The 22,094-nt window shown below is 34.4% G+C and carries 14 protein-coding genes; 5 read left to right on the top strand and 9 right to left on the bottom strand.

Going from position 1 to position 22,094, the window contains the following annotated elements; genetic code table 11:
- Positions 1-4: 4 nt before the first annotated feature.
- From L0669_RS11640 to L0669_RS11630, 3 genes are all read right to left on the bottom strand, one after another.
- On the bottom strand, positions 5-934 hold the full coding sequence (locus L0669_RS11640; RefSeq protein ID WP_263763655.1) for a PorP/SprF family type IX secretion system membrane protein: 930 nt from the start codon (positions 932-934) through the stop codon (positions 5-7).
- 33 nt (positions 935-967) lie between these two features.
- Positions 968-3,616: a T9SS type B sorting domain-containing protein gene (locus tag L0669_RS11635; RefSeq protein ID WP_263763653.1), complete on the bottom strand. Its 2,649-nt coding sequence runs from the start codon at positions 3,614-3,616 to the stop codon at positions 968-970.
- A gap of 159 nt (positions 3,617-3,775) precedes the next feature.
- On the bottom strand, positions 3,776-5,101 hold the full coding sequence (locus L0669_RS11630; protein ID WP_263763651.1) for a PDZ domain-containing protein: 1,326 nt from the start codon (positions 5,099-5,101) through the stop codon (positions 3,776-3,778).
- Between the two features lie 122 nt (positions 5,102-5,223).
- Here L0669_RS11630 and L0669_RS11625 point away from each other — a divergent pair, with 122 nt between their 5' ends.
- The 5 genes from L0669_RS11625 to lgt all read left to right on the top strand — a co-directional run bounded on the left by L0669_RS11625 (position 5,224) and on the right by lgt (position 10,164).
- Positions 5,224-6,420: a pyridoxal phosphate-dependent aminotransferase gene (locus L0669_RS11625; RefSeq protein WP_263763649.1), complete on the top strand. Its 1,197-nt coding sequence runs from the start codon at positions 5,224-5,226 to the stop codon at positions 6,418-6,420.
- A 201-nt stretch (positions 6,421-6,621) separates the two neighbouring features.
- Positions 6,622-7,293 carry a GTP cyclohydrolase I FolE gene (gene folE / locus L0669_RS11620; RefSeq protein ID WP_173972468.1) on the top strand — a complete coding sequence of 224 codons (672 nt, stop codon included), beginning with the start codon at positions 6,622-6,624 and terminating at the stop codon, positions 7,291-7,293.
- Between the two features lie 132 nt (positions 7,294-7,425).
- Complete coding sequence (gene cysS / locus L0669_RS11615; RefSeq protein WP_263763647.1) at positions 7,426-8,904, top strand: cysteine--tRNA ligase; 1,479 nt, start codon at positions 7,426-7,428, stop codon at positions 8,902-8,904.
- Positions 8,905-8,926: 22 nt separating this feature from the next.
- Positions 8,927-9,166: a membrane protein insertion efficiency factor YidD gene (gene yidD / locus L0669_RS11610; protein ID WP_173972466.1), complete on the top strand. Its 240-nt coding sequence runs from the start codon at positions 8,927-8,929 to the stop codon at positions 9,164-9,166.
- A 65-nt stretch (positions 9,167-9,231) separates the two neighbouring features.
- Positions 9,232-10,164 carry a prolipoprotein diacylglyceryl transferase gene (gene lgt / locus L0669_RS11605; RefSeq protein WP_263763645.1) on the top strand — a complete coding sequence of 311 codons (933 nt, stop codon included), beginning with the start codon at positions 9,232-9,234 and terminating at the stop codon, positions 10,162-10,164.
- A 58-nt stretch (positions 10,165-10,222) separates the two neighbouring features.
- Here lgt and L0669_RS11600 read toward each other — a convergent pair whose 3' ends face one another.
- From L0669_RS11600 to asnB, 6 genes are all read right to left on the bottom strand, one after another.
- Positions 10,223-10,837 (bottom strand): acyloxyacyl hydrolase, encoded by a 615-nt coding sequence (locus tag L0669_RS11600; RefSeq protein WP_263763643.1) that lies wholly within the window; start codon positions 10,835-10,837, stop codon positions 10,223-10,225.
- 82 nt (positions 10,838-10,919) lie between these two features.
- The gene (secDF, locus tag L0669_RS11595; protein ID WP_263763641.1) at positions 10,920-13,910 is read right to left on the bottom strand and encodes a protein translocase subunit SecDF; all 2,991 of its coding nucleotides are present in this window, start codon (positions 13,908-13,910) and stop codon (positions 10,920-10,922) included.
- Between the two features lie 227 nt (positions 13,911-14,137).
- Positions 14,138-15,073, bottom strand: coding sequence for a malate dehydrogenase (mdh, locus tag L0669_RS11590; RefSeq protein ID WP_173972462.1), 936 nt, complete (start codon positions 15,071-15,073; stop codon positions 14,138-14,140).
- Positions 15,074-15,182: 109 nt separating this feature from the next.
- The gene (gene gyrB, locus L0669_RS11585) at positions 15,183-17,123 is read right to left on the bottom strand and encodes a DNA topoisomerase (ATP-hydrolyzing) subunit B (RefSeq protein ID WP_173972461.1); all 1,941 of its coding nucleotides are present in this window, start codon (positions 17,121-17,123) and stop codon (positions 15,183-15,185) included.
- A gap of 366 nt (positions 17,124-17,489) precedes the next feature.
- Entirely contained in the window at positions 17,490-20,225 is a 2,736-nt protein-coding gene (locus L0669_RS11580; protein ID WP_263763640.1) for a M16 family metallopeptidase, read from the bottom strand.
- A 223-nt stretch (positions 20,226-20,448) separates the two neighbouring features.
- Positions 20,449-22,065 (bottom strand): asparagine synthase B, encoded by a 1,617-nt coding sequence (asnB, locus tag L0669_RS11575; RefSeq protein ID WP_263763638.1) that lies wholly within the window; start codon positions 22,063-22,065, stop codon positions 20,449-20,451.
- Positions 22,066-22,094: the final 29 nt, after the last annotated feature.

Raw genomic sequence — 22,094 nt, 5'->3', positions numbered from 1 at the left:
CATTTTAGAAGAATCTTGGTGATTTATCATATCCTTTTCCTAATAAATCTAAATTAAACAACAGCATAATTTCATGTGTTCCGGAATTAAACTGTCCCATGTTCGAAAGTGTATGATCATAGGCATAACCTACTCTAAGCGATGGCGTAACATTTATATTCATTAAAGCACTTACGGCATCGTTTACTCTATAAGCTGCTCCCAGCTCAAATTTATTATTGTACAAAACATTGGCCGTAAGGTCTACAGAAACTGGTGCTCCAGGTACAAATTTCGACATAAAGGCCGGTTTTAATTTGAACATATCAGTGATCTGAAAAACATATCCAGCGGTTAAAAACGTATGAATCGCTTCTGATCCGTAGGCATTGATTCCTGATTTTTCTTCGATATGTTTGGAACTCAATAAATTGGGCGCAGACAAACCAACATAGAAATTATCTCTAAAATAATATGCTCCTACTCCAATATTAGGTCTGGTTACATTTATATTTTCGGCGAAAGCCAAATCTGTTTGTACATCGCTAAACTTGAATCCGTTAAAATTGGTTTGTAACGAAGTAAAACCTGCTTTTAATCCTAACGAAAGTTTATTTTTTCCGCCAAGATTCAAAACATAGGCAAAATCGGCATAGAAATTATTTTCCTTTTTTGCGCCGTCACCAATATCATCAGAAACCAAAGATATCCCCACTTCGACTTTATCAGTCACGGCGGTATGACCAAAAAAGGTAAAAGTTTTTGGCGCTCCTACGGCTCCAACCCATTGTGTTCTGTATAATCCTCCGAGATTTAGCATCGCAGGAACTCCGGTAGCATACGCGGGATTTACCACACTCATATTGTACATATAGTGCGTATATTCCGGATCTTGCTGGGCTGAGGCTGATGTGATATAAAAGAGGAAAAGTATAAAAAGTAGTGTTTTTTTCATTTGAAAATTATATTAAATAATATAAAAAAGGAATTATCGATTAAGGTAAAGTCGGCCTTGTTGCGCTTTTCTATTGCCTTTATTAAAATTGACAATATAAAAATAGACCCCGTTTGGTGCTATTGCATCGCCAATACCGCCTCCTTCAGAATTTCTTCCGTCCCAATTGGGTTTATTAGCATTTCCTTTAAACATTACATTTCCGTATCTATTAAAAATTTCCAGCGTATAATCCGGGTATAAAAATTCAATATCAGGAATTCTGAAAGTATCATTTACATTGTCTCCATTAGGTGAAAATCCGTCAGGAACAAAAAATGCATATTCTGCAGGATCACATTCGGTTAAGGAAACTGTCACTTCAAGAGTACTATCCGAAATACAATCCGTTACACTCGAAAGATCATAACCGTAATACGTGGCTTTATCGATAAGCAAAGTGGTTGAAGCTAATAAATTACCATTATTTTGAGCATCATACCACGAAACTGTCGAAGGTACATTTGTTGCTTTTGAAAGATCTGCAATTGTTGGATTTTTTAAACCGCAAAAATTCTGTCCGTCCGGATTTAAAGTTGGTGCGGGCGTATCTTTTACAACAATCGAAATCATACTGGCCGGTGATGTACAATTTGCTGCTGAAGTTTCGGTTACATACAGGTCTTCAGATTTTAAAAGATAAGTATCAGAAAGCGGCGTGGTTAAAGTTGCCGAATTATACCATTTGTATTGAGGACCGTGTGGAGTTAAATTAGCAATTGTTGCTCTGTCTATTTTGCAAAAATCGGGAGGATTTACTGCAATTGGCGCTAACGGAATTGCATTTACTAAAAAACCATCTAATACGTTTACCAAAGCACTGCCACAACCTGTAATATCATTCGTTAGATAGGTAGCCGAAATTACCGTAGAACCTGTATTTGGAAGTAAAGCAGACGGAATGACAAAATTGGCATTTCCATTTAAAACCGTTAAATCTACAATTTGTTCTACCGAAGTATTATTATCTAAAAGGACATAAGAAAGTTTCGCTTTTGTTAAAGTTCCCAATCCTGAAACACTGGCGGTAAAAACTCCGTTGAAACAATTATCATTGACCTGGATTTTTACATTTGCCACAACAGGCAAAGGATTTATGGTCAGATTTCCGGTAACATTTGCCGTATTAGTACATTGCGGAGTGGGTTTCGTAATATTGGTGATATTAGTAATTCTGATTACAGATAATCCGCTTTTTGCGTTTAAGTTCCCGGGAATTTCAAAACTAGCTTTTCCGCCTACAGCTGTTATAGTTGCCGTTTGCCCTGTAGCTGAATTATCACCATTAATATTGTAAACGATACGATACTTACCATCGGCCAATAGCGTGGCATTCGAAATTTGAATAGTTGCAATATCGTTCTGACAAATTGGACTGGTGGTTATTACCGCATTATCTAAACGCGGCAACGGAAATACATTTAAATCATAAGAAAAAGGACTAAATAAACTAATACATTTTTTTGGACCAGGAGTTGGAACAATGCTTGTAACGGTAATAGTAAATTTACCAACACTTTGAAAATAAGCCGATTTAACGGGAAAAACCACAACGCCGTCTCTAAAATTTACTGCAACAGTTTCTGATCCTGCTATTGGACCGCTAACATTATAAGTAATCCTATATGCTCCGTCAGGAATACCCTGAGGACCTGCCGTAACTCTTGCTGAGTAGGTCGCGGTAGCCATTTCACTTTCGCAAATATCATTAAGTACAACAATTTCTGCCCCTGTAAAGTCAATTCGTTTCTCGAGTGTAATAACTACATCTGCAGTTCTGTCTTTACAAACATTCTGGTTAGGAACCGCAAAAACGGTATAAGTATACTTTAATTCTACCGCTCCGTATTTGTTAAACAAATCCTGAAGGTTAACATTGTGATCTGATCGTGATGTGATATCCGGCCCTTTCCAAACACCGTCTTTGTCTTCACCCAAAAGAGATTCAAACATGTCATAATTAGTATAACCGGCTAAATCTGTAGTTCCGCATAATGTTAATTCTTGTGGATTTCCTTCTTCGGGAGTTCTTACAATAGTGACATATACAGTGGTAATTAATGGCGTAGATGGGCATTCCGGTATAAGCGGCACCTCATACGTAAATTGACGCGTTTCTGTTTGGGTTGTTATATATCTAATCCCAATTACAGGTGAATCTAAAATTTTTCCTGAACTATCTCTCCATATTCCGTTTTCATGCGGTCCCATAACGGTACTGTCAAATGCTGTAAAAAGATTAAAGTTTCCTTCTCTGCTACAGGCAGTAGCTTTAGAACCAACTCCTACGTAGGCACCAATAGTAAGTGTGATTGTCGCTGTATTGTCTGTACATCCTGCAACATCAGGAGCGGTATAAGTATAATGATAAACCCCACCTTCTTTAATAAGTTGAGCATTTAAATTTCCGCTAATAGAATCCAGACCTCTAAAATTATTATCGTCTGTCCACTTTCCGCCCGGAGTTGGAGAGCCTCCCAATAATGAAAATAAAGAAATATTTTGATTCGCAGAATTCTGAATATCACAAATTATTTTTTGTGCATCATCACCAGCACATTGTGCATGAATTTTTGAGGGTAAAACCGATAAGAAAATAAAAAACAATAAAAATTGTAAGAAATTAGAGTAGTTTTTAACCATATACCGTTATTTTTTTATAAACATAATAAAATAATAACTTTCCTTAAACAAAAAACCTGATTTAATAGTTAAATTTTCACAAAATTCAAACAAATCAAAAAATATACAGCAATAAAGTTCAATTCTGTTTAGATTTTTAACGAATTGTTTTTTAGCTTTTTATAATTCATCTTCCAATTTAAATCTAAATTTTAGAATAAGACTGTTTCTTTCTACTTCGAGATTTATCCAGATATCTTCTTCAGATTTTAAAAGGTTATTTATTTGCTGAAGACTGTATTTGTAAGGTGCATTTTTGTTTATACTTACAATGATATCACCCTTTTGTAATCCGCATTTTTCAGCAGCTGAGTTTTTCCGAATATTAACAATTTCATAAACCGGTTTTAATGAAAACTTGTATCTGAAATTACCATCTTTTACTTCATTCTTAGTAACTTCGTCTAATGTTGAAGCTACTTTTACCATCTCTAAATGCACCGTTTCCTGAACCCATTGCAAACCATTGTGTTGAACGGTGATTCCGCTTTTATTGTAAGTAAAGGGTTCAGAAAATTTACTGTTTTTTTTAAGATACATTTTTTTATCTTCATAATCTAAAACTACAGTAAAGCGCTTTAAAACTTCACCACCAACAGATCCTATCCGATCGGGAACCATTTTCACATTCCGGATAGATGTAGAATCAGGAAATGAAACAATTGGCTTTTTAAAGTTAAAGTCATCAATTAAAAAATTATCAATTTTAGCCCGATGTCCTTCAATATCACCACTAAATCCTTTTCCTAAAAAATCAGGAAAATTCTTTTTAGGCAATTTTATTTTATTATTTTCAAAAATCCAAAAGGCATCACTATTGCCTATATCAATCAGTAATTTTGCGGGTATTTTATCATCATTTACTACTGCTGTAGCATAAATATAAGGCTTCGATCTCTCGATAGTTATAGGAACTTCATTAAATTTCTTACTGAGCCTTTCATGTGTTGACTTATCGTTTGCATGTACAACGACTCTCTTTTTTTGATAATTGATTTCGACTATATTATTTTTAAAAAACTTATAGCCTATTATTCCATTTACAGGAATACCAATATGCGAGGACAAATTAAAACTTTGATCTAAAATAATATATACTAAATGATTGCTGGATTTTAAACCGTGTGATTCTAAAACATTATTCGTCGATTTTAAGCCTTCTATTTCATCTTCGCTTCCTAAGCCTCGCAATTTTATTTTCTGAATGTTATGAAAACTCACTTCTTGTTTTTCTTCCATACTAAACAAAATAGTTTCTTCGACACCGGAATCAAGGAGAAAATTTAGTTCGATACCATTTACTTTTATTGGAATAAAAATAAGGTTATTTATCAGTTTGAAGGGAATAGTCACCTTCTTACTGTGCTTTTCGATCTCAAAATCACCCTGTGCCATAAGTGATAAAGATGCTAAAAGCCCAAAAAACAACATGAAATATTTTTTCATTGATAATATTTTATGATAAAATTACTAAAAATATTGATAATTGTTACATTTTAATAAGTACCCGTAATGTTTACGTTAAATTCGAAAAAAAAATGCAAATTTGCACTTCAATAATAAAACTCATGCCAACAATTTCACACAAAGGCAGAAACATGCCCGAATCTCCGATACGTAAACTTGCTCCTTTTGCAGATGCTGCAAAACAAAAAGGAAAAAAAGTGTATCACTTAAACATTGGTCAACCGGATATCAAGACACCCGAAGTGGCCATCGAGGCGGTAAAAAATATTGACAAAACTATTATCGAATACAGTCCGTCTGCCGGATATGAAAGTTATAGAAAAAAATTAGCTCAATTTTACCAACGTCAAAACGTAAATGTTAACTCAGAAGACATCATTATTACTACTGGTGGCTCTGAAGCCTTATTGTTTGCATTGGCCACAATTACAGATCCGGGAGATGAAATTATTATTCCGGAACCTTTTTATGCTAATTACCATGCCTTTGCATCGTCTACGAGTGCAACTGTAATTCCGGTAATTTCGACTATCGAAAGTGCCTTTGCTTTGCCAAGCATCGAAACTGTCGAAAAATTGATCACACCAAGAACTAAAGCGATATTAATTTGTAATCCTGGAAATCCAACAGGTTATTTATATTCAGAAGCCGAAATAAAACAATTGGCAGGTCTGATCAAAAAACACGATTTGTATTTAATTGCTGACGAGGTTTATCGTGAGTTTTTATACGATGGTGATGATGTTCATTATTCTGTAATGAATCTTGAAGATGTACAGCAAAATGTAATCATGGTCGATTCAGTTTCAAAACGCTACAGTATGTGTGGCGCAAGAATTGGTTGTCTGGTTACTAAAAATAAAGATGTTCTGGCAACGGTTATGAAATTTGCTCAGGCGCGTTTGAGTCCGCCTACAATTGAGCAAATTGCCTGCGAAGCTGCAATAGACACGCCACAAAGTTATTTTGATGATGTAATTGCCGAATATAAAGGCCGTCGCGATACTTTAATTACAGAATTGAATAAAATTGAAGGCGTAATTGTTACCAAACCAAAAGGTGCTTTTTATTGCATCGCACAATTGCCAATAGACAATGCTGATGATTTTGCACAATGGCTTCTTGAAACCTACGATCTTAACGGAGAAACGGTTATGGTGGCTCCTGCTGCAGGATTTTATTCGACTCCGGGAATGGGATTGAATCAGGTAAGAATCGCTTATGTTTTAAACAAAAAAGATTTAGTGACTGCTGTAAACATTTTAAAAGAAGCGTTGCTGGTTTACAACAAAAAATAACAACAAAAAACAAAAACTCTCAAAAGACAATAACACCTTATGTTATTGTCTTTTGTCTTTTAAAAAAATCACCTTTTGGTTTTAATTTAAATTATATCCAAAATGGAACAATTAAATAGTAAAAACGATAGAAAAGGTTTCCTTTTTATTAATTATCTTTACCGCCTTAAAAAGATATACCCATTATAATAGTAGTTTTTAATGATAAATAACGAAGATTTTTTAGACGAAATAGGAGACAATCATTTTAGCAGCAACGCACAAAACCCTGTAAGACAGGATGCTTTTGATCTAAGTGATGACGAAAAAATAGAAAAAATAAAAAAAGACGTTGAAAACATCCTACAGACTTTAGGAATGGATTTAACGGATGACAGCATAAAAGGTACTCCAAACCGAGTAGCAAAAATGTTTGTAAAGGAGATTTTTGGTGGTCTTAATCCTTCAAAACAACCAAAAGCTTCTACTTTTGATAATAATTACAAATACGGTGAAATGTTAGTAGAGAAAAACATTACCGTTTATTCTACCTGCGAACACCATTTATTACCCATTATCGGACGCGCACATGTTGCTTACATTTCGAGCGGAAGAGTGATTGGTTTATCAAAAATGAACCGAATTGTAGAGTATTATGCTAAAAGACCTCAGGTTCAGGAGCGTTTAACAATGCAAATTGTTCAGGAATTACAAAAAGCTTTAGGTACTGAGGATGTTGCCTGCGTTATCGACGCAAAACACCTTTGTGTAAACTCAAGAGGAATTAAAGATATCGAAAGCAGCACTGTAACGTCTGAATTTGGTGGAAAATTCAAAGATCCTCAAACTAAGAGAGAATTTTTAGACTATATTAAATTAGACACTCAGTTCTAGTTTTATACGATATTTCTATTATATTTATGGTCTAGCCCTGATAGTAGCGGCATCCTTTTATGGTGGGGTTCACCATAAAAGATATAGCGGATAGCAGGATTAGCTCCTAAAACATCAACAAACATTTATACAATGCCATTATATACAACGCAGCCACTAAAAATATACAATTCGCTTTCGGGTGAAAAAGAAAATTTCAAACCAATCCATGAAGGAAATGTTGGAATGTATGTTTGCGGACCTACGGTTTATAGCAATGTACACTTAGGAAATGTTAGAACTTTTATGTCGTTTGACGTGATATTCAGGTATTTTTTACACCTGGATTACAAAGTTCGTTATGTACGTAATATTACAGATGTTGGGCATATTGTAGATGATGTTGATGAAGGTGAAGATAAAATTGCAAAAAAAGCACGTTTAGAGCAACTAGAACCTATGGAGGTTGTGCAGCGCTATACGGTAGATTTTCATGATATTTTGAAATCTTTCAACTTTTTACCGCCAAGTATCGAGCCTACAGCAACGGGACATATTATTGAACAAATCGAAATCATCAAAAAAATCATTGATACGGGAATTGGCTATGAAGCCAACGGATCTGTTTATTTTGATGTTGTAAAATATAACGAAAATCATAATTACGGAATTTTAAGCGGCCGAAATATCGAAGATATGCTGGCTAATACCCGTGATCTTGATGGTCAGTCTGACAAAAGAAATCCTCAGGATTTTGCACTTTGGAAAAAAGCAGAACCGGAGCACATTATGAGATGGCCTTCGCCGTGGAGTGACGGTTTCCCGGGATGGCACTTAGAATGTACTGCGATGAGTACCAAATATCTTGGTAATCATTTTGATATTCACGGTGGCGGAATGGACTTGAAATTCCCGCACCATGAATGTGAAATCGCTCAAAACGAAGCTTGTACAGGTCAGTCTCCGGTAAATTACTGGATGCACGCTAATATGCTTACCTTAAATGGTAAAAAAATGGCAAAATCGACCGGAAATAATATTTTGCCTGGAGAGATTTTAAGCGGAGACAATACAATTTTAAGCAAACCTTTCTCTGCATCTGTAACTCGTTTTTTCATGTTACAGGCGCACTATAGAAGCATTCTTGATTTTTCCGACGATGCTATTGTAGCTGCAGAAAAAGGATATAAGAGATTAATGGAAGCGGTTGATGCTTTACCTAATATTTCGGCAAGCGCAACAAGTTCTATAGATATTGCTTCCTGGAAACAATTGTCTTACGACGCGATGAACGATGATTTTAATACTCCTATTTTAATCGCACAATTGTTTGAAGCTGTTCGTTATATCAATTTATTGAAGGAAGGCAAAGAAACCATTTCAGCCGAAGATTTAACTTCATTTACAGCTGCAATTAATGCTTTTGTATTTGATGTTTTAGGCTTAAGTGATGACAAAGGAGCTGATGCCAATAATGATAAATTAGAAGGCGTTGTAAATATGCTTATCGGAATGAGAAATCAGGCAAGAGCTGATAAAAACTTTGCACTTTCTGACCAGATTCGTGATCAGTTGATCGCTTTAGGTATTCAGTTGAAAGACGGAAAAGAAGGAACCAGCTTCTCTATATAATCAATTCATTTTCTAATAAATCATGAAAGTAACGACTCCATTTGTTTTATTAGTTCGTTTTTATCAAACTGCCATTTCGCCTTTTACACCGGCAAGCTGCAGATTCGAACCGACTTGCTCGACCTATATGATTCAGGCCTTGCAGACTCATGGATTATTTTATGGAGGATATCTGGGAATGAAAAGAATTTTGAGTTGCCATCCTTGGGGAAGAACGGGCTACGATCCTGTTCCGGAAAAGAAATGTTCACATAAACATTAACTTTTTATAAAGACCAACGACTCTTTAAATATTTATTTTTACAACATAAAAAAACAATTTAATATATGACACTTTCCTCAAATATCATTTGGAATCCTTCAGAAGGAATCGACTTAGGATTTTTTATGATTCGTTACTACAGTTTAATGTTCGTAATCGCTTTTGGTTTAGGCTGGTTCATCATGAAGAAGATTTTCGAACGCGAAAATGAATCACTTGAGAAATTAGATTCTTTGTTTGTTTGGACTGTTTTAGCTACTTTAATAGGAGCGCGTCTTGGACATGTTTTATTTTATGATTGGGAATATTTTAGAAATCATTTACTTGAGATCTTCTTACCATTTAGATTTGAGCCTAAGTTCGAATTTACCGGTTTTCAGGGATTAGCAAGTCACGGAGCTGCAATCGCGATTATAATCGCAATGTACTATTACAGCAAAAAGATTTTAAAACGTCCGTTATTATGGATTTTAGATCGTGTAGTAATTCCGGTAGCGAGCGGGGCTATTTTTGTTCGTTTAGGAAATTTTTTCAACTCTGAAATTATCGGAAAAGAAACTGACTCAGCATTCGGAATTCGATTTTTACATGATGCTTTCAGCAAAAACGAAGTGGTACAAAAAACCGGAATTGCAAATCCTAAAGAAGCATACAATGCCATTATAAGCGATCCTAAATTTGCTAGTTTATTAGCCGAAGTTCCTGCTAAACATCCTACTCAATTGTACGAAGGTATTGCCTATATATTTGTTTTCGCTACCTTATATTTCTTATACTGGAAAACCAACGCAAGACTTAAATCAGGATTATTATTCGGATTGTTCTTAGTTCTTTTATTCGTAGTTCGTTTTATCGTAGAATTTGTAAAAGAAAGCCAGGGAGGTATCGAAGATCAATTAGGCATTTTCTCAACAGGACAATGGTTAAGTATTCCTTTTATCATTATTGGATTATTCTTTATCATAAGAGCACAAAGAAATCCGTTAGCAGCATCTTAAAAAATACATTTCATTATATAAAAGTGCCCAAATATTTTAAATATTGGGCACTTTCTTTTTACAAACATACCGAAATACCTATTTCAATATTCTTTGTATTATAGCCCGCATTTTCGCTATTTAATCCTGCATTCGAAACATGCCGGACACTAGGCCGGATATCAAACCTAAACTGATGTACTTTAGCCGAAATTCCTAAAGCTAAAACATCCGAAAAAGCGAATCCATCAGACATTCTTTCGGTTTCAGTATCTGTAATCATAGGCCCGATACTCGCCAAAGCATAAATCGAAAATGTTTTACCAATAGGTTTTCTTACCAGAAATCCCAGATTTAAAACATATTCATGTATATTCTTCAACTTTGTATATTCTTCTCTTTTTTGGATATAATCTGGCGTTTCAGGCTTTACAAAATAAAAATTAAGCAATTGATGTGTGGCAAAATTAATTTCGGGCTGAATTAGAATTTCATACTGAAAGTGTTTCGTTTCTTTTATTCGATAATACAATTGAGCTTTATAAAAGTGATTGGTAAAAGTGTAGTTTCTATTATTGAACTCACTCCCAAATCCGTAATTAAAACCTATTGCAATTTTATCATTTTTATCTTGCGCAGCAGCGACAAACACACCACAAAGGAACAATATAACCAAAAGTATTTTTTTACTCATAAGCACTCTTTATAAGTTTAAATATAGCACAAAAAAAAGATCCAACTTTCGTTGGATCTTTTTAATTTATATCAACTTGCAATTATGCTTGCTTGTGTTTTTCTTCAATTGTGTGTTTCTCATCAGTTGAAATCGTGTCTACCAATACTGGTGTAGCGATAAATAATGAAGAGTAAGTTCCTACCACAATACCTACTAACATCGCGAAGATAAATCCTCTGATAGATTCTCCACCAAAGATAAACATCGTCAATAATACAATGATCATCATTAATGACGTATTTAACGTTCTTGATAATGTAGTATTAATAGAAGCATTTACGATATCTTCGAAGCTACCTTTACGGTTTCCGATGATAAACTCTCTTACCCTGTCGAATACAATTACGGTATCATTCATAGAATAACCAATAACAGTAAGAATCGCAGCGATAAAGTGCTGATCCATTTCCATGTGGAAAGGCATGAATTTATAACATAAAGAGTAGATTCCTAATACAAAGATAACGTCATGCGCTACCGCTGCAATCGCTCCTAATGAATATTGCCATTTACGGAAAGAGACCATTAAGTATAAGAAAATTGCTGCCATTGCTCCAAGAACTGCCCAGTATGAGTTAGTTTTGATATCTTCAGAGATAGAAGCCCCAACTTTAGAAGCTTGCAATACACCGATTTTTTTACCATCAAATGAGTTGATGAATTTATCGTAAGAAGTGTTTGGGTAATACTTTTGCAATGCATTGTATAATTTTTGATTCACTTCTTCGTCGATAGCAACACCATCTTCTTTAATCTTATATTTTGTCGTAATTTTTAACTGATCATCATCACCTAAAATTTTAGCTTCAACAGGAGTTCCGAAAGCTGCAGATAACTCATCTGAAACAGTTGTAGCATCAATAGGTTTTTCAAATTTAACCTGGAATGTTCTTCCTCCAACAAAATCAACACCTTCATCTAATCCGTTCACAAAGAAGATAGAAGTTAAACTTACTACAACTACAATAGAAGAGAAGATATATGTGAATTTTTTGATTTTAATAAAGTCAAAGTGGAAATTAGTAAACCAGTTTTTAGTAATGTTTGTAGAGAAAGTTAAATCACCTTTTCCAGCAATATTTCTGTCGATGAAAATTCTAGCGATAAAAATTGACGTAAACATAGAAGTTACGATACCAATAAGTAAAGTTAAAGCAAAACCTTTAATTGGTCCTGTTCCAAAAATAAACAAGATAGCTCCAGTTAAAACGTGTGTTACGTTCGCATCAATAATAGAACGCATTGCTCCGTGCCATCCGTAAGAAGCAGCAACTGCCTCAGACAATGATTTACCTTCACGCAATTCTTCTTTTGCTCTTTCGTATATAATAATATTCGCATCTACCGCTGTACCTAATGTAAGTACGATACCTGCAATACCTGGTAATGTTAATACAAAACCAAAACTTGCCATAATTCCGAATAAGAATAGTAAGTTCAATAATAGTGCAAGGTTAGCATACCAACCAGCTTTACCATAATAGAATACCATCCATAAACAAACTAATAAAAATCCTAATACAGATGAAATAGTACCTGCATCAATTGCAGCCTGACCTAAAGATGGCCCTACAACAGTTGACTGAACGATATCAGCAGAAGCTGGTAATTTACCTGCGTTTAATACGTTAGCTAAATCTTTTGTTTCAGCAACATCAAAAGAACCTGTAATTTCAGATCTTCCACCAGCAATTGGTCCGCTAGTAACACCAGGTGCAGAATATACGATGTTATCTAAAACAATTGCGATATAACCTTTTTGAGAGAAAGCTCTACCTGTTAATTCTTCCCAAACTTTAGCACCCTGGCTGTTCATTTGCATAGAAACAGCTGGTTTTCCTAATTGGTCAAAAGTATCTTTTGCATCAGTAACAACACCACCGCTCATTGCAGGAATGTTATCTCTGTTTCCTTTTAAAGCATATAATTCAACTACTTCAATATCTTTAGCAGTTTTGATGTCTTTTGCCTGAGGATCTTTTATAGTAGTTGGTTTACTCCATACAAATTTTGCATTGTGCTGATCAGCTCCTAATAAAACTCTGATGTCAGCTCTTTTGAAATAGCTGTTTACAGCAGCTGTATCTTTTGGTGCAAAATAACCTAAAACTGGTCCACCACCCTGACCTACAATTTTGTCAAATAATGGATTGTTTCCTTTTTTAGTAGCAACTGAATCTTTAGCATCAGTTAATAAAGCATTTAATGAATCTTTAGCAACAGTTTTAGTTTCTGTTTTTTTAACTTCAGTCTTTTTTAAAGCCTCATTTGCAGCAACTAAGAAGTTACCGATTTCTTCAATTTTATAAGTTTCCCAAAACTCTAACTGAGCTTTTCCACCTAATAATTTTTTAATTCTATCCACATCCTTAGCACCTGGAAGCTCAACTAAGATTCTTCCTGTTTCTCCTAATTTTTGGATGTTTGGTTGTGTAACACCAAATTTGTCGATACGCTCTCTTAATACTTTGTAAGCACTTTCAACAGACTCATCAACTTTTCTTTTAATTACTTTTTGAACTTGCGAATCAGACATTTGAAAATCGATTCCACCTTCTCCTTGTAAACTTCTGTTTGCAAAAATATCAGGTGAAGCTAATCTTACTGTTCCGTTTGAATTCGCTTCAAAAGCTTCAAAAAACTTATTTAAATACGTTTTGTTTCCTTCTAAATTTGCAGATGCATCAGCTAATGATTTATTAAATACTGGATTTTTAGAATTGTTAGCTAAACCTTTCAAAACATCTTTAATAGAAATTTGAAGAATCACGTTGATTCCTCCTTCTAAATCAAGACCTTTATTAAGTTGTTTGTTTTTTACTTCATTATAAGTAAAATCCGAAAAACCAAGGTTGAACACTTTTTCTTTACCAATAGAATCTAAATATTTTAATTCCTTATCAGGATTATCTCCTGCAAAGGCTTTAGCCTCACTTTTGACATTATTTGCCACAAAAGTGAAAGAAAGTTGGTAAATACTTACCAATGCAAATAGAATTGCGAAAAATTTAATAAGTCCTTTATTCTGCATTATTACTAAAAATTAATTATGTTTTATTGTTTATTTTTGTTTTAAAGTCCCATAAAATAAGCCCTGACATGAGTTTTTAAAACTAAAAAATCGAGATCACGAATTACAACATTTTTTTTAAACCGAGCAAATATATAATTAACGAAAAGATTAACCAATTTATTTATTAATTAATCTTAAAAAAAAGACTGCAAAAGTGCAGTCTTTTCCTTTTTTTACGAAATTCGTTATACTAAAATCGATTTTAGAGCATCATTCATCCCTCTAACCGCATCTGCACTTTTAGCAAACAACGCTTTTTCCTGATCGTTTAATTTGATGTCTAAAATTTCTTCTACTCCGTTCTTACCAATTATACATGGTACTCCTATACATATATCGTTTTGCCCATATTCTCCTTCAACAAAAACAGAACATGCAATCATTTTTTTCTGATCGTTTAAAATACTGTCAACTAAGAAAGCAACAGAAGCTCCCGGCGCATACCAGGCTGATGTTCCTAAAAGACCTGTAAGTGTAGCTCCGCCCACCATAGTATCAGCAGCCACTTTTTGCAATACTTCTTCTGAAAGAAATTCTGTTACCGGAATTCCGTTATAAGAAGCCAAACGCGTTAAAGGAATCATTGTAGTATCACCATGACCTCCAATAACCATTGCTGAGATATCGTTTGCAGGTTTATCAAGAGCTAAAGAAAGATACGTTCTGAAACGAGAACTGTCTAATGCTCCTCCCATACCAATAATTCTGTTTTTTGGCAATCCTGTAGCTTTAAGAGCTAAATAAGTCATAGTATCCATTGGATTAGAAACTACAACAATTATAGTATTTGGAGAATATTTTAATACATTTTCAGCAACTGTTTTTACAATTCCCGCGTTTATACCAATCAATTCTTCACGAGTCATTCCTGGTTTTCTTGGAATTCCTGATGTAATTACTACTACATCACTTCCGGCAGTTTTAGAATAGTCATTGGTTACTCCAGATACTTTGGTATTAAAACCTGTATTTGTTGCACATTGCATAATATCCAACGCTTTTCCTTCGGCAAAGCCTTCTTTAATATCCAACAACACTACTTCGCTTGCAATTCCTCTATAAGAAATAACATCTGCACATGTAGCTCCAACATTTCCTGCTCCTACAATGGTAACTTTCATATTTTATACTTTATCGGTTATTAATTAATTTGTTTATTTGATAAATCGACAATTCGTTTAATCGTTTAAGTAAATTTAAACAATTAAACGAATTGAGAATTAAAATTTATTATGCATCGATATTTGCGTAAACTGCATTTTTCTCGATAAATTCTCTACGTGGCGGAACTTCGTCTCCCATTAACATTGAGAAAACTCTATCAGCTTCGGCTAAACTATCAATAGTTACCTGACGTAAAGTTCTGAAACTCGGATCCATTGTAGTTTCCCATAATTGCTCCGCGTTCATCTCTCCAAGACCTTTATAACGTTGAATAGCAGCACTTCCTCCCATTCTTTCGTTGGCCTGGTCACGCTGAACATCGTTCCATGCATATTCTTTTTTGTTTCCTTTTTTAACTAAATATAAAGGTGGTGCTGCGATATAAACGTGACCTTCTTCGATTAATTCTTTCATGAAACGGAAGAAGAACGTTAATATTAAGGTAGAGATGTGACTACCATCGACATCGGCATCACACATGATGATTACTTTATGATATCTTAGTTTTTCAAGATTTAAGGCTTTACTATCTTCTGCAGTACCAACGGTAACTCCTAAAGCGGTAAAGATGTTACGAATCTCTTCGTTTTCGAATACTTTATGATGCATCGCTTTTTCAACATTCAAAATCTTACCACGTAATGGTAAAATCGCCTGAAAGTTACGATCACGACCTTGTTTTGCTGTTCCACCAGCCGAATCTCCCTCGACAAGGTAAACCTCACATCTTGCAGGATCCTGCTCAGAACAATCTGAAAGTTTCCCTGGTAATCCACCGCCACCCATAACGGTTTTACGTTGTACCATTTCACGCGCTTTTTTAGCAGCGTGACGAGCTTGAGCAGCCAAAATTACTTTTTGGATAATGATTCGGGCATCATTTGGATTTTCTTCCAGATAATTTTCTAACATTTCTCCAACTGCCTGAGAAACCGGAGAAACTACTTCTCTGTTTCCAAGCTTAGTTTTGGTTTGTCCTTCGAATTGTGGCTCTGCAACTTTTACCGAAATAATAGCTGTTAATCCTTCACGGAAGTCATCTCCGGCAATTTCGAATTTTAGTTTATCCAGCATTCCGGATGCATCAGCGTATTTTTTAAGGGTTCTTGTTAAACCACTTCTAAAACCTTGTAAATGCGTTCCTCCTTCGTGCGTATTGATATTATTTACGTATGAGAAAATATTCTCTGTATAACTTGTATTGTAAATTAAGGCAACCTCAACCGGAATTTCACCTTTTTCGTGATCCATGCTGATTACGTGAGAAATAATTGGCTCACGGTTACCATCTAAATAACGAATGTATTCTTTAAGACCTTCGTCTGAATGAAAAACTTCGCTTTTAAATTCGCCTTTTTCATCTACTTCTCTCTTGTCTGTAAACGTGATTGTAATTCCTTTGTTCAGGAAAGAAAGTTCACGCATACGAGCTGATAAAGTATCATAAGAGAATTCTATAGTTTGAGTAAAAATAGTATCATCAGGATAAAAAGTCTGACGTGTACCTCTTTTTTCTGTTTCTCCAATTTGTTTAACCGGGTATATTGCTTTACCTCTTTCGTACTCCTGCTCGTAGATTTTACCTTCTCTAAAAACAGTAGATTTCATATGAACCGAAAGTGCATTTACAACCGAAACCCCAACACCGTGTAAACCTCCGGAAACTTTATAAGAATCTTTATCGAATTTACCTCCGGCACCAATCTTGGTCATTACTACTTCAAGTGCCGAAACACCTTCTTTTTTATGTAAATCAACTGGAATACCACGACCGTTATCTTCAACTGTTACTGAACCGTCTTCGTTAATTGCAACACCAATAGTATCACAATGTCCTCCCATCGCCTCATCAATAGAGTTATCAACAACCTCATAAACCAAATGATGTAGCCCTCGAACTCCCACATCTCCAATATACATCGATGGACGCATTCTTACGTGCTCCATTCCTTCTAATGCCTGAATACTATCTGCTGAATAATTGTTCTTCTTGATTTCTTCGCTCATATAATTTATTCTAAAAAATGTAATTATTGTCTAACACGCAAATATATAAAAACGCAAATTATATATCCGTTAAAATACCATTTAAAGCGCTTAAGTTATTAACACAATTGTCTGAAAAAGCAAAAAATAAATTCCAAATTCCAAAAATTAGTCACTTAATTAAATAATTCCCAATTTTTCAAATTCCAAATCCCAATTTTAAAACTTTATAAAAGTAAAATCTCAATAAATAAATTCCAAATTCCAAAAACTTCAGATCAGGCAAAAAAAATCCGAAATAACAATTTTAATGTTATTTCGGATTCTATGATTCACTCCAAATTAGATTGGAATTTGGAATTTAAAAAATTGGAATTTTATAATTTATTATTTCTTATTAAAATCTCCTGCGTAAACTGAAGTCATTTTATCCAGACTTAAATACTTTCTTAAAACTGTATTTACTTCTTCGACTTTTAACGCTTTTACTTTAGTTTCTAATGTATCATAATCTTCTAATGGAATTCCGTATTGCAAATAAGTGTTTACAAGATTCATTAAAGTATCATCACTACCCAATCTTGTTTTTCTTTCATTTTGCCAACTCACCAGGTTTGCTTTTAGCTCATCAGCTGTAAAACCATCTTTTAATGCTTTTGCAATTTCCTCTTTTGTAGCGGTTTCAACAGCATTCTTTTTAGTCGGATTTAAGAAAGCATAATACGACCATGAAGCAACATCACTTGTAACAGGCACATCAATAAAAGAACCTGCTCCGTAACTTATCCCTTCTTTTTCTCTCAATCTCATCGGAATTCTTGCACTCAAAAATCCTCCGCTTCCTAATATTTCATTAGCCATTACAAATGCAGGGTAATCTGTACTGCTTCTTGTCATTTTAAAACCAATTCTACCAAGCGCTACTGCATTTTCTTTATCCGGAGTTATAAAATCCTTATCTGATACTTTTGTTTCAAAATAAGTAGGTTTAGCTAATTCATAGTTTGATTTTGAATTCCATTTCCCAAAGGTATTTTCTAAAATCTCAGCTGTAGATTTTTCGTCTAAATCTCCTACTACACTTCCAACTCCATTATTTCCTCCCAGAATATTTTTATAAAAATCTACAATTTCAGTTTGCTTGATTTTTTTAAATGCATCTATTTGTTCCTGAAGCGTTGGTGTATAAAAAATACTTCCTTTAGGGTAATTTGTCGTTTGTCTTGAAAGTTCCGTAAAAGCAACTGATTGCGGATCATTAAGATTTGCCTCTAAATAAGTGTTGTATTCACTGATTGTCTTTGTCAATTCATTTTCCGGAAAAGTAGAATTTGTCAGTAAATCGTTTAAAATCTCCATTACTTCTTTAAAATTCTCTTTGTAAGTACTAATATTTACTGATAAAGTTTGTCTTGTAAAATTAAAATAAATACTTGATTTTAATTGATCTAAGCGATCGCTGATTTGTTCTTTAGTTCTTGTTTTCGTTCCTGTTTTTAACAACTGAGCCAAAATTCCTCCAGTATCTGATTTTCCGGTTAAATCCTTTTCGTTACTTACAGGAAACTGAAAACTAGCCTGAACCTTTCCGCCTTTTATTTCTTTTTTGATCAGGCCATATTTTGTACCATTGCTCAATTTACCTTCTACAAAATTTTGCTTTAAGTTTTTGATAGAAGCTTCAAAAGCAGCTGCTTCTTTCTCTAAAGCTTTTCCTTTGTAATCTTTGGTTAAAGCCAGTAATTGCTCATCTGTATATTCTGCCGGTTTTACTCTTTGCTCGTCTTTAGACGGAATAAAAACTCCAACTGTTCTGTTATTGCTTCTAAAATACTTTTCAGCAACTCTTTGTATATCTTCTTTTGTTAGGTTTTCGACAGCATCTCTGTATAAAAATCCTAATCTGTAATCTCCCGCGCCAATAATCTCAGTAAGATTTATAGCAAATGAAATTGTATTGTTTTTTATACCTTCAATTTGTTTGATAATTTTTGCTTTGGCTCTGCTAACATCTTCATCGGTGTATTTAGTCGATCCTATTTTATCCAGTTCAGATCTTACAATATCTTTTGTAGCCTTAACATCTTTATCGTTTGGAACCGCAACTCCAAAATACATGAAACTAGCATCTCTGGTTGTTGGCTGCCAAAAATAAATACTCGATACTTTTTGGGTCTCTACCAATGTTTTATATAAATAACCTGAAGGATCAGCTGTTAAAATCTCTCCTAAAGCATCAAGCGCAGCATAATCTTTATCTACATAAGCAGCGGTATGATACAAGGCACCAATGTTTTTACTATCTCCTGCTCTGTTTAATTCAACATATTTTTCTCCGTCCTGAGCCGGTTCGATCGTATAGGTTTTATCCAGCGTTCTTTTAGGTTTTGGAATTGCTCCAAAATATTGCCCCACATATTGCAGCGCTTTTTTCTCATCAAACTTTCCGGCAATTATTAAAGTTGAATTATCAGGCTGGTAATATTTCTCATAAAAAACCCTTAGTGTCTTAGCTTTTACACGCTCAATATCTTCTTTACTACCAATGGTACTTCTTCCGTAATTGTGCCATACATAAGCCGAAGACAAAATTCTTTCCTGCAAAACTCCATCCGGATTATTTTCGCCAATTTCGAATTCGTTTCTAACTACAGAGAATTCTTTATCGAGATCGGTTTGTAAAATAGTCGCGTTGATCATTCGATCAGCTTCCATTTCAATACTCCATTTTAGATTTTCATCATTCGAAGGAAAAACTTCATAATAATTTGTTCGGTCTAACCAGGTTGTTCCGTTTGCATTTCCGCCTTTATCAGAAAGCATTTTTTTAATATCTCCTAAATTTTTGGTACTTTTAAAAAGCATGTGTTCCAGCAAGTGCGCCATCCCTTTTTCACCATAACCTTCATTTCTTGAACCTACATTATAAACAATATTCACGACCATGTTGCTTTGAGAAGCATCGGGAATAAACAGTACTTTCAAGCCGTTATTCAGCGAATATTCTTTTACGCCTTCGACATTTTTGATGTACTTTGGGGTTTCAGTCTTTTTTTGTGCATAAACTGAAGAAAATGAAACAAGAGAGCAGCATAAGACGCTGCTTAATAATAAGTTTCTCATAGATTACAGTTAAAGGATTAGTTAATTTTTGGTAACCAAATATAGTTTTTTTCCTAAACACAATACATCAATATTAACTTACTTTTAGTAATTTACGGCAAACCGTAATAGCTAAATTTACGCACAAAAAAAATCCGAAACCAACACTTATAATGCTGTTTCGGATTTTATATTATTTTAATCCAAATTGGAATTTGGAATTTATTAATTGACATTTAAAAAGCTAAACCTCTACTCCAGATTTTACGCTTTCGAAATTTCCTTTTAAGTGTGCAGCATTAGCTCTTCCACTCGGATCCTGATTTTCCTGCCATTTCGGAATCCATTTTCGTACTGTTTGCGCAGCACTAACTTGCGGATAAAATTTATGAAAAATTGATCTGTAAAGATACGCTTCTTTTGTTGTTGGTGAATTATACGGAAATTCAGCACTTGCTCCGGCCAATTGTTCATCTGAAACCTGAGTTGCACAATATTCAATCAATTCATCAATCCAACTGTATCCTACTCCATCAGAAAACTGTTCTTTTTGTCTCCATAAAATCTCAGCTGGCAAATACGGATGTTCTGGAGTATCGAATGCTTTTCTTAAAATGTATTTTTCGACACCATCGTATGTTTTAGGCTGTTTTTCTTCGGTTTTAACACGAATAGCAACATCTAAAAAATCTTTGTCTAAAAACGGAATTCTGGCTTCTAGTCCGTGTGCCATTGTTGTTTTATCGGCACGCAATAAATCAGCTGTAAATAGCTTTTGAACTCTTTCGATGGTTTCATCCTGAAATTCTTCTGCAGAAGGTGCATTTCTAAAATACAAATGCCCTCCAAAAATCTCATCAGCGCCTTCAGCGGAAAGAATTACTTTTACTCCCTGATCTGCTATTGCCTTAGATAATAGATACATTGGCACACTAGATCTTACCGAAATAATATCATAGGTCTCAATATGGTAAATTACTTTTTCTAAAACAGCAACACCTTCTTCTACCGTAAAATGTATTTCGTGATGATCTGTACCTAAAAATTCAGCTGCTTTTCTAGCCATAATATTATCCGGCGAATCGGCATCTAAACCAATAGAAAAAGAAGGTAACTTTTTGCCACTATCTTTTAATAATCCCGAAGCAATTGACGAAATCAACGAAGTATCTAAACCTCCTGATAATATCACACCAACAGGAACTTCGCTTAACAAACGTTTACGGGTTGCTTCGATTAAGGATTCACGTACCAAAGCAAAATCTAACGCTTTATTTGCATTAGAATGATCTTCGTATTCCGGGTTATAATATTTTACGAAACCTGTTTTTCCGGTATAATAATGTCCCGGAGGAAATGTAGAAAATGATTTACACTGATCTGCGATTGATTTCATTTCTGAAGAAAAATAAATTCTTCCTCTTTCGTCAAGTCCGTAATATAAAGGTTTAACACCAACAGCATCTCTTGCTGCAATATAATTATCACCATCGATAATTACAAAAGCAAAATCGCCATCAAGCATATTACAAAACTTATATCCAAATTCTTCGTACAAATGCACGATGACTTCAGAGTCTGATTTTGTTCTAAAAGTATGGTTTTTTAAAACAGTATCTTTTAATTCCTGATAGTTATAAATTTCTCCATCATGCACCATCCAGGCCTTGTTAGTTCCCTGAATGGGTTGTTTACCCGATTTAAGATCAATAATCGATAAACTTTCATGGCAAATGATACTTCCATTTTCCATAATATGCAAATCACTTTCATCAGGACCACGATGCGACATTCTTGTAGAAAGCTCTTTTACGAGTTGCGGGTCTTTTCCTTTACCTATAACAGCCAATAATCCAGACATACTATTCTATTTTTTTATTTCTTTTAAGT

It is taken from the genome of Flavobacterium bizetiae (genome assembly GCF_024271895.1).
GTDB classification, from domain to species: Bacteria; Bacteroidota; Bacteroidia; order Flavobacteriales; family Flavobacteriaceae; genus Flavobacterium; species Flavobacterium bizetiae.
Note: the sequence above shows the minus strand (reverse complement) of the source record. Positions and strands in the feature narration are given on the sequence as shown.

Bases quoted from the DNA above. Each gene is read 5' to 3' on its own strand.
- L0669_RS11635 (WP_263763653.1), bottom strand. From the start codon at position 3,616: ATGGTTAAAAACTACTCTAATTTCTTACAATTTTTATTGTTTTTTATT.
- L0669_RS11630 (WP_263763651.1), bottom strand. From the start codon at position 5,101: ATGAAAAAATATTTCATGTTGTTTTTTGGGCTTTTAGCATCTTTATCA.
- yidD (WP_173972466.1), top strand. From the start codon at position 8,927: ATGAAAGTAACGACTCCATTTGTTTTATTAGTTCGTTTTTATCAAACT.
- lgt (WP_263763645.1), top strand. From the start codon at position 9,232: ATGACACTTTCCTCAAATATCATTTGGAATCCTTCAGAAGGAATCGAC.
- cysS (WP_263763647.1), top strand. From the start codon at position 7,426: ATGCCATTATATACAACGCAGCCACTAAAAATATACAATTCGCTTTCG.
- asnB (WP_263763638.1), bottom strand. From the start codon at position 22,065: ATGTCTGGATTATTGGCTGTTATAGGTAAAGGAAAAGACCCGCAACTC.
- L0669_RS11600 (WP_263763643.1), bottom strand. From the start codon at position 10,837: ATGAGTAAAAAAATACTTTTGGTTATATTGTTCCTTTGTGGTGTGTTT.
- gyrB (WP_173972461.1), bottom strand. From the start codon at position 17,123: ATGAGCGAAGAAATCAAGAAGAACAATTATTCAGCAGATAGTATTCAG.
- L0669_RS11580 (WP_263763640.1), bottom strand. From the start codon at position 20,225: ATGAGAAACTTATTATTAAGCAGCGTCTTATGCTGCTCTCTTGTTTCA.
- secDF (WP_263763641.1), bottom strand. From the start codon at position 13,910: ATGCAGAATAAAGGACTTATTAAATTTTTCGCAATTCTATTTGCATTG.
- L0669_RS11640 (WP_263763655.1), bottom strand. From the start codon at position 934: ATGAAAAAAACACTACTTTTTATACTTTTCCTCTTTTATATCACATCA.
- mdh (WP_173972462.1), bottom strand. From the start codon at position 15,073: ATGAAAGTTACCATTGTAGGAGCAGGAAATGTTGGAGCTACATGTGCA.
- L0669_RS11625 (WP_263763649.1), top strand. From the start codon at position 5,224: ATGCCAACAATTTCACACAAAGGCAGAAACATGCCCGAATCTCCGATA.
- folE (WP_173972468.1), top strand. From the start codon at position 6,622: ATGATAAATAACGAAGATTTTTTAGACGAAATAGGAGACAATCATTTT.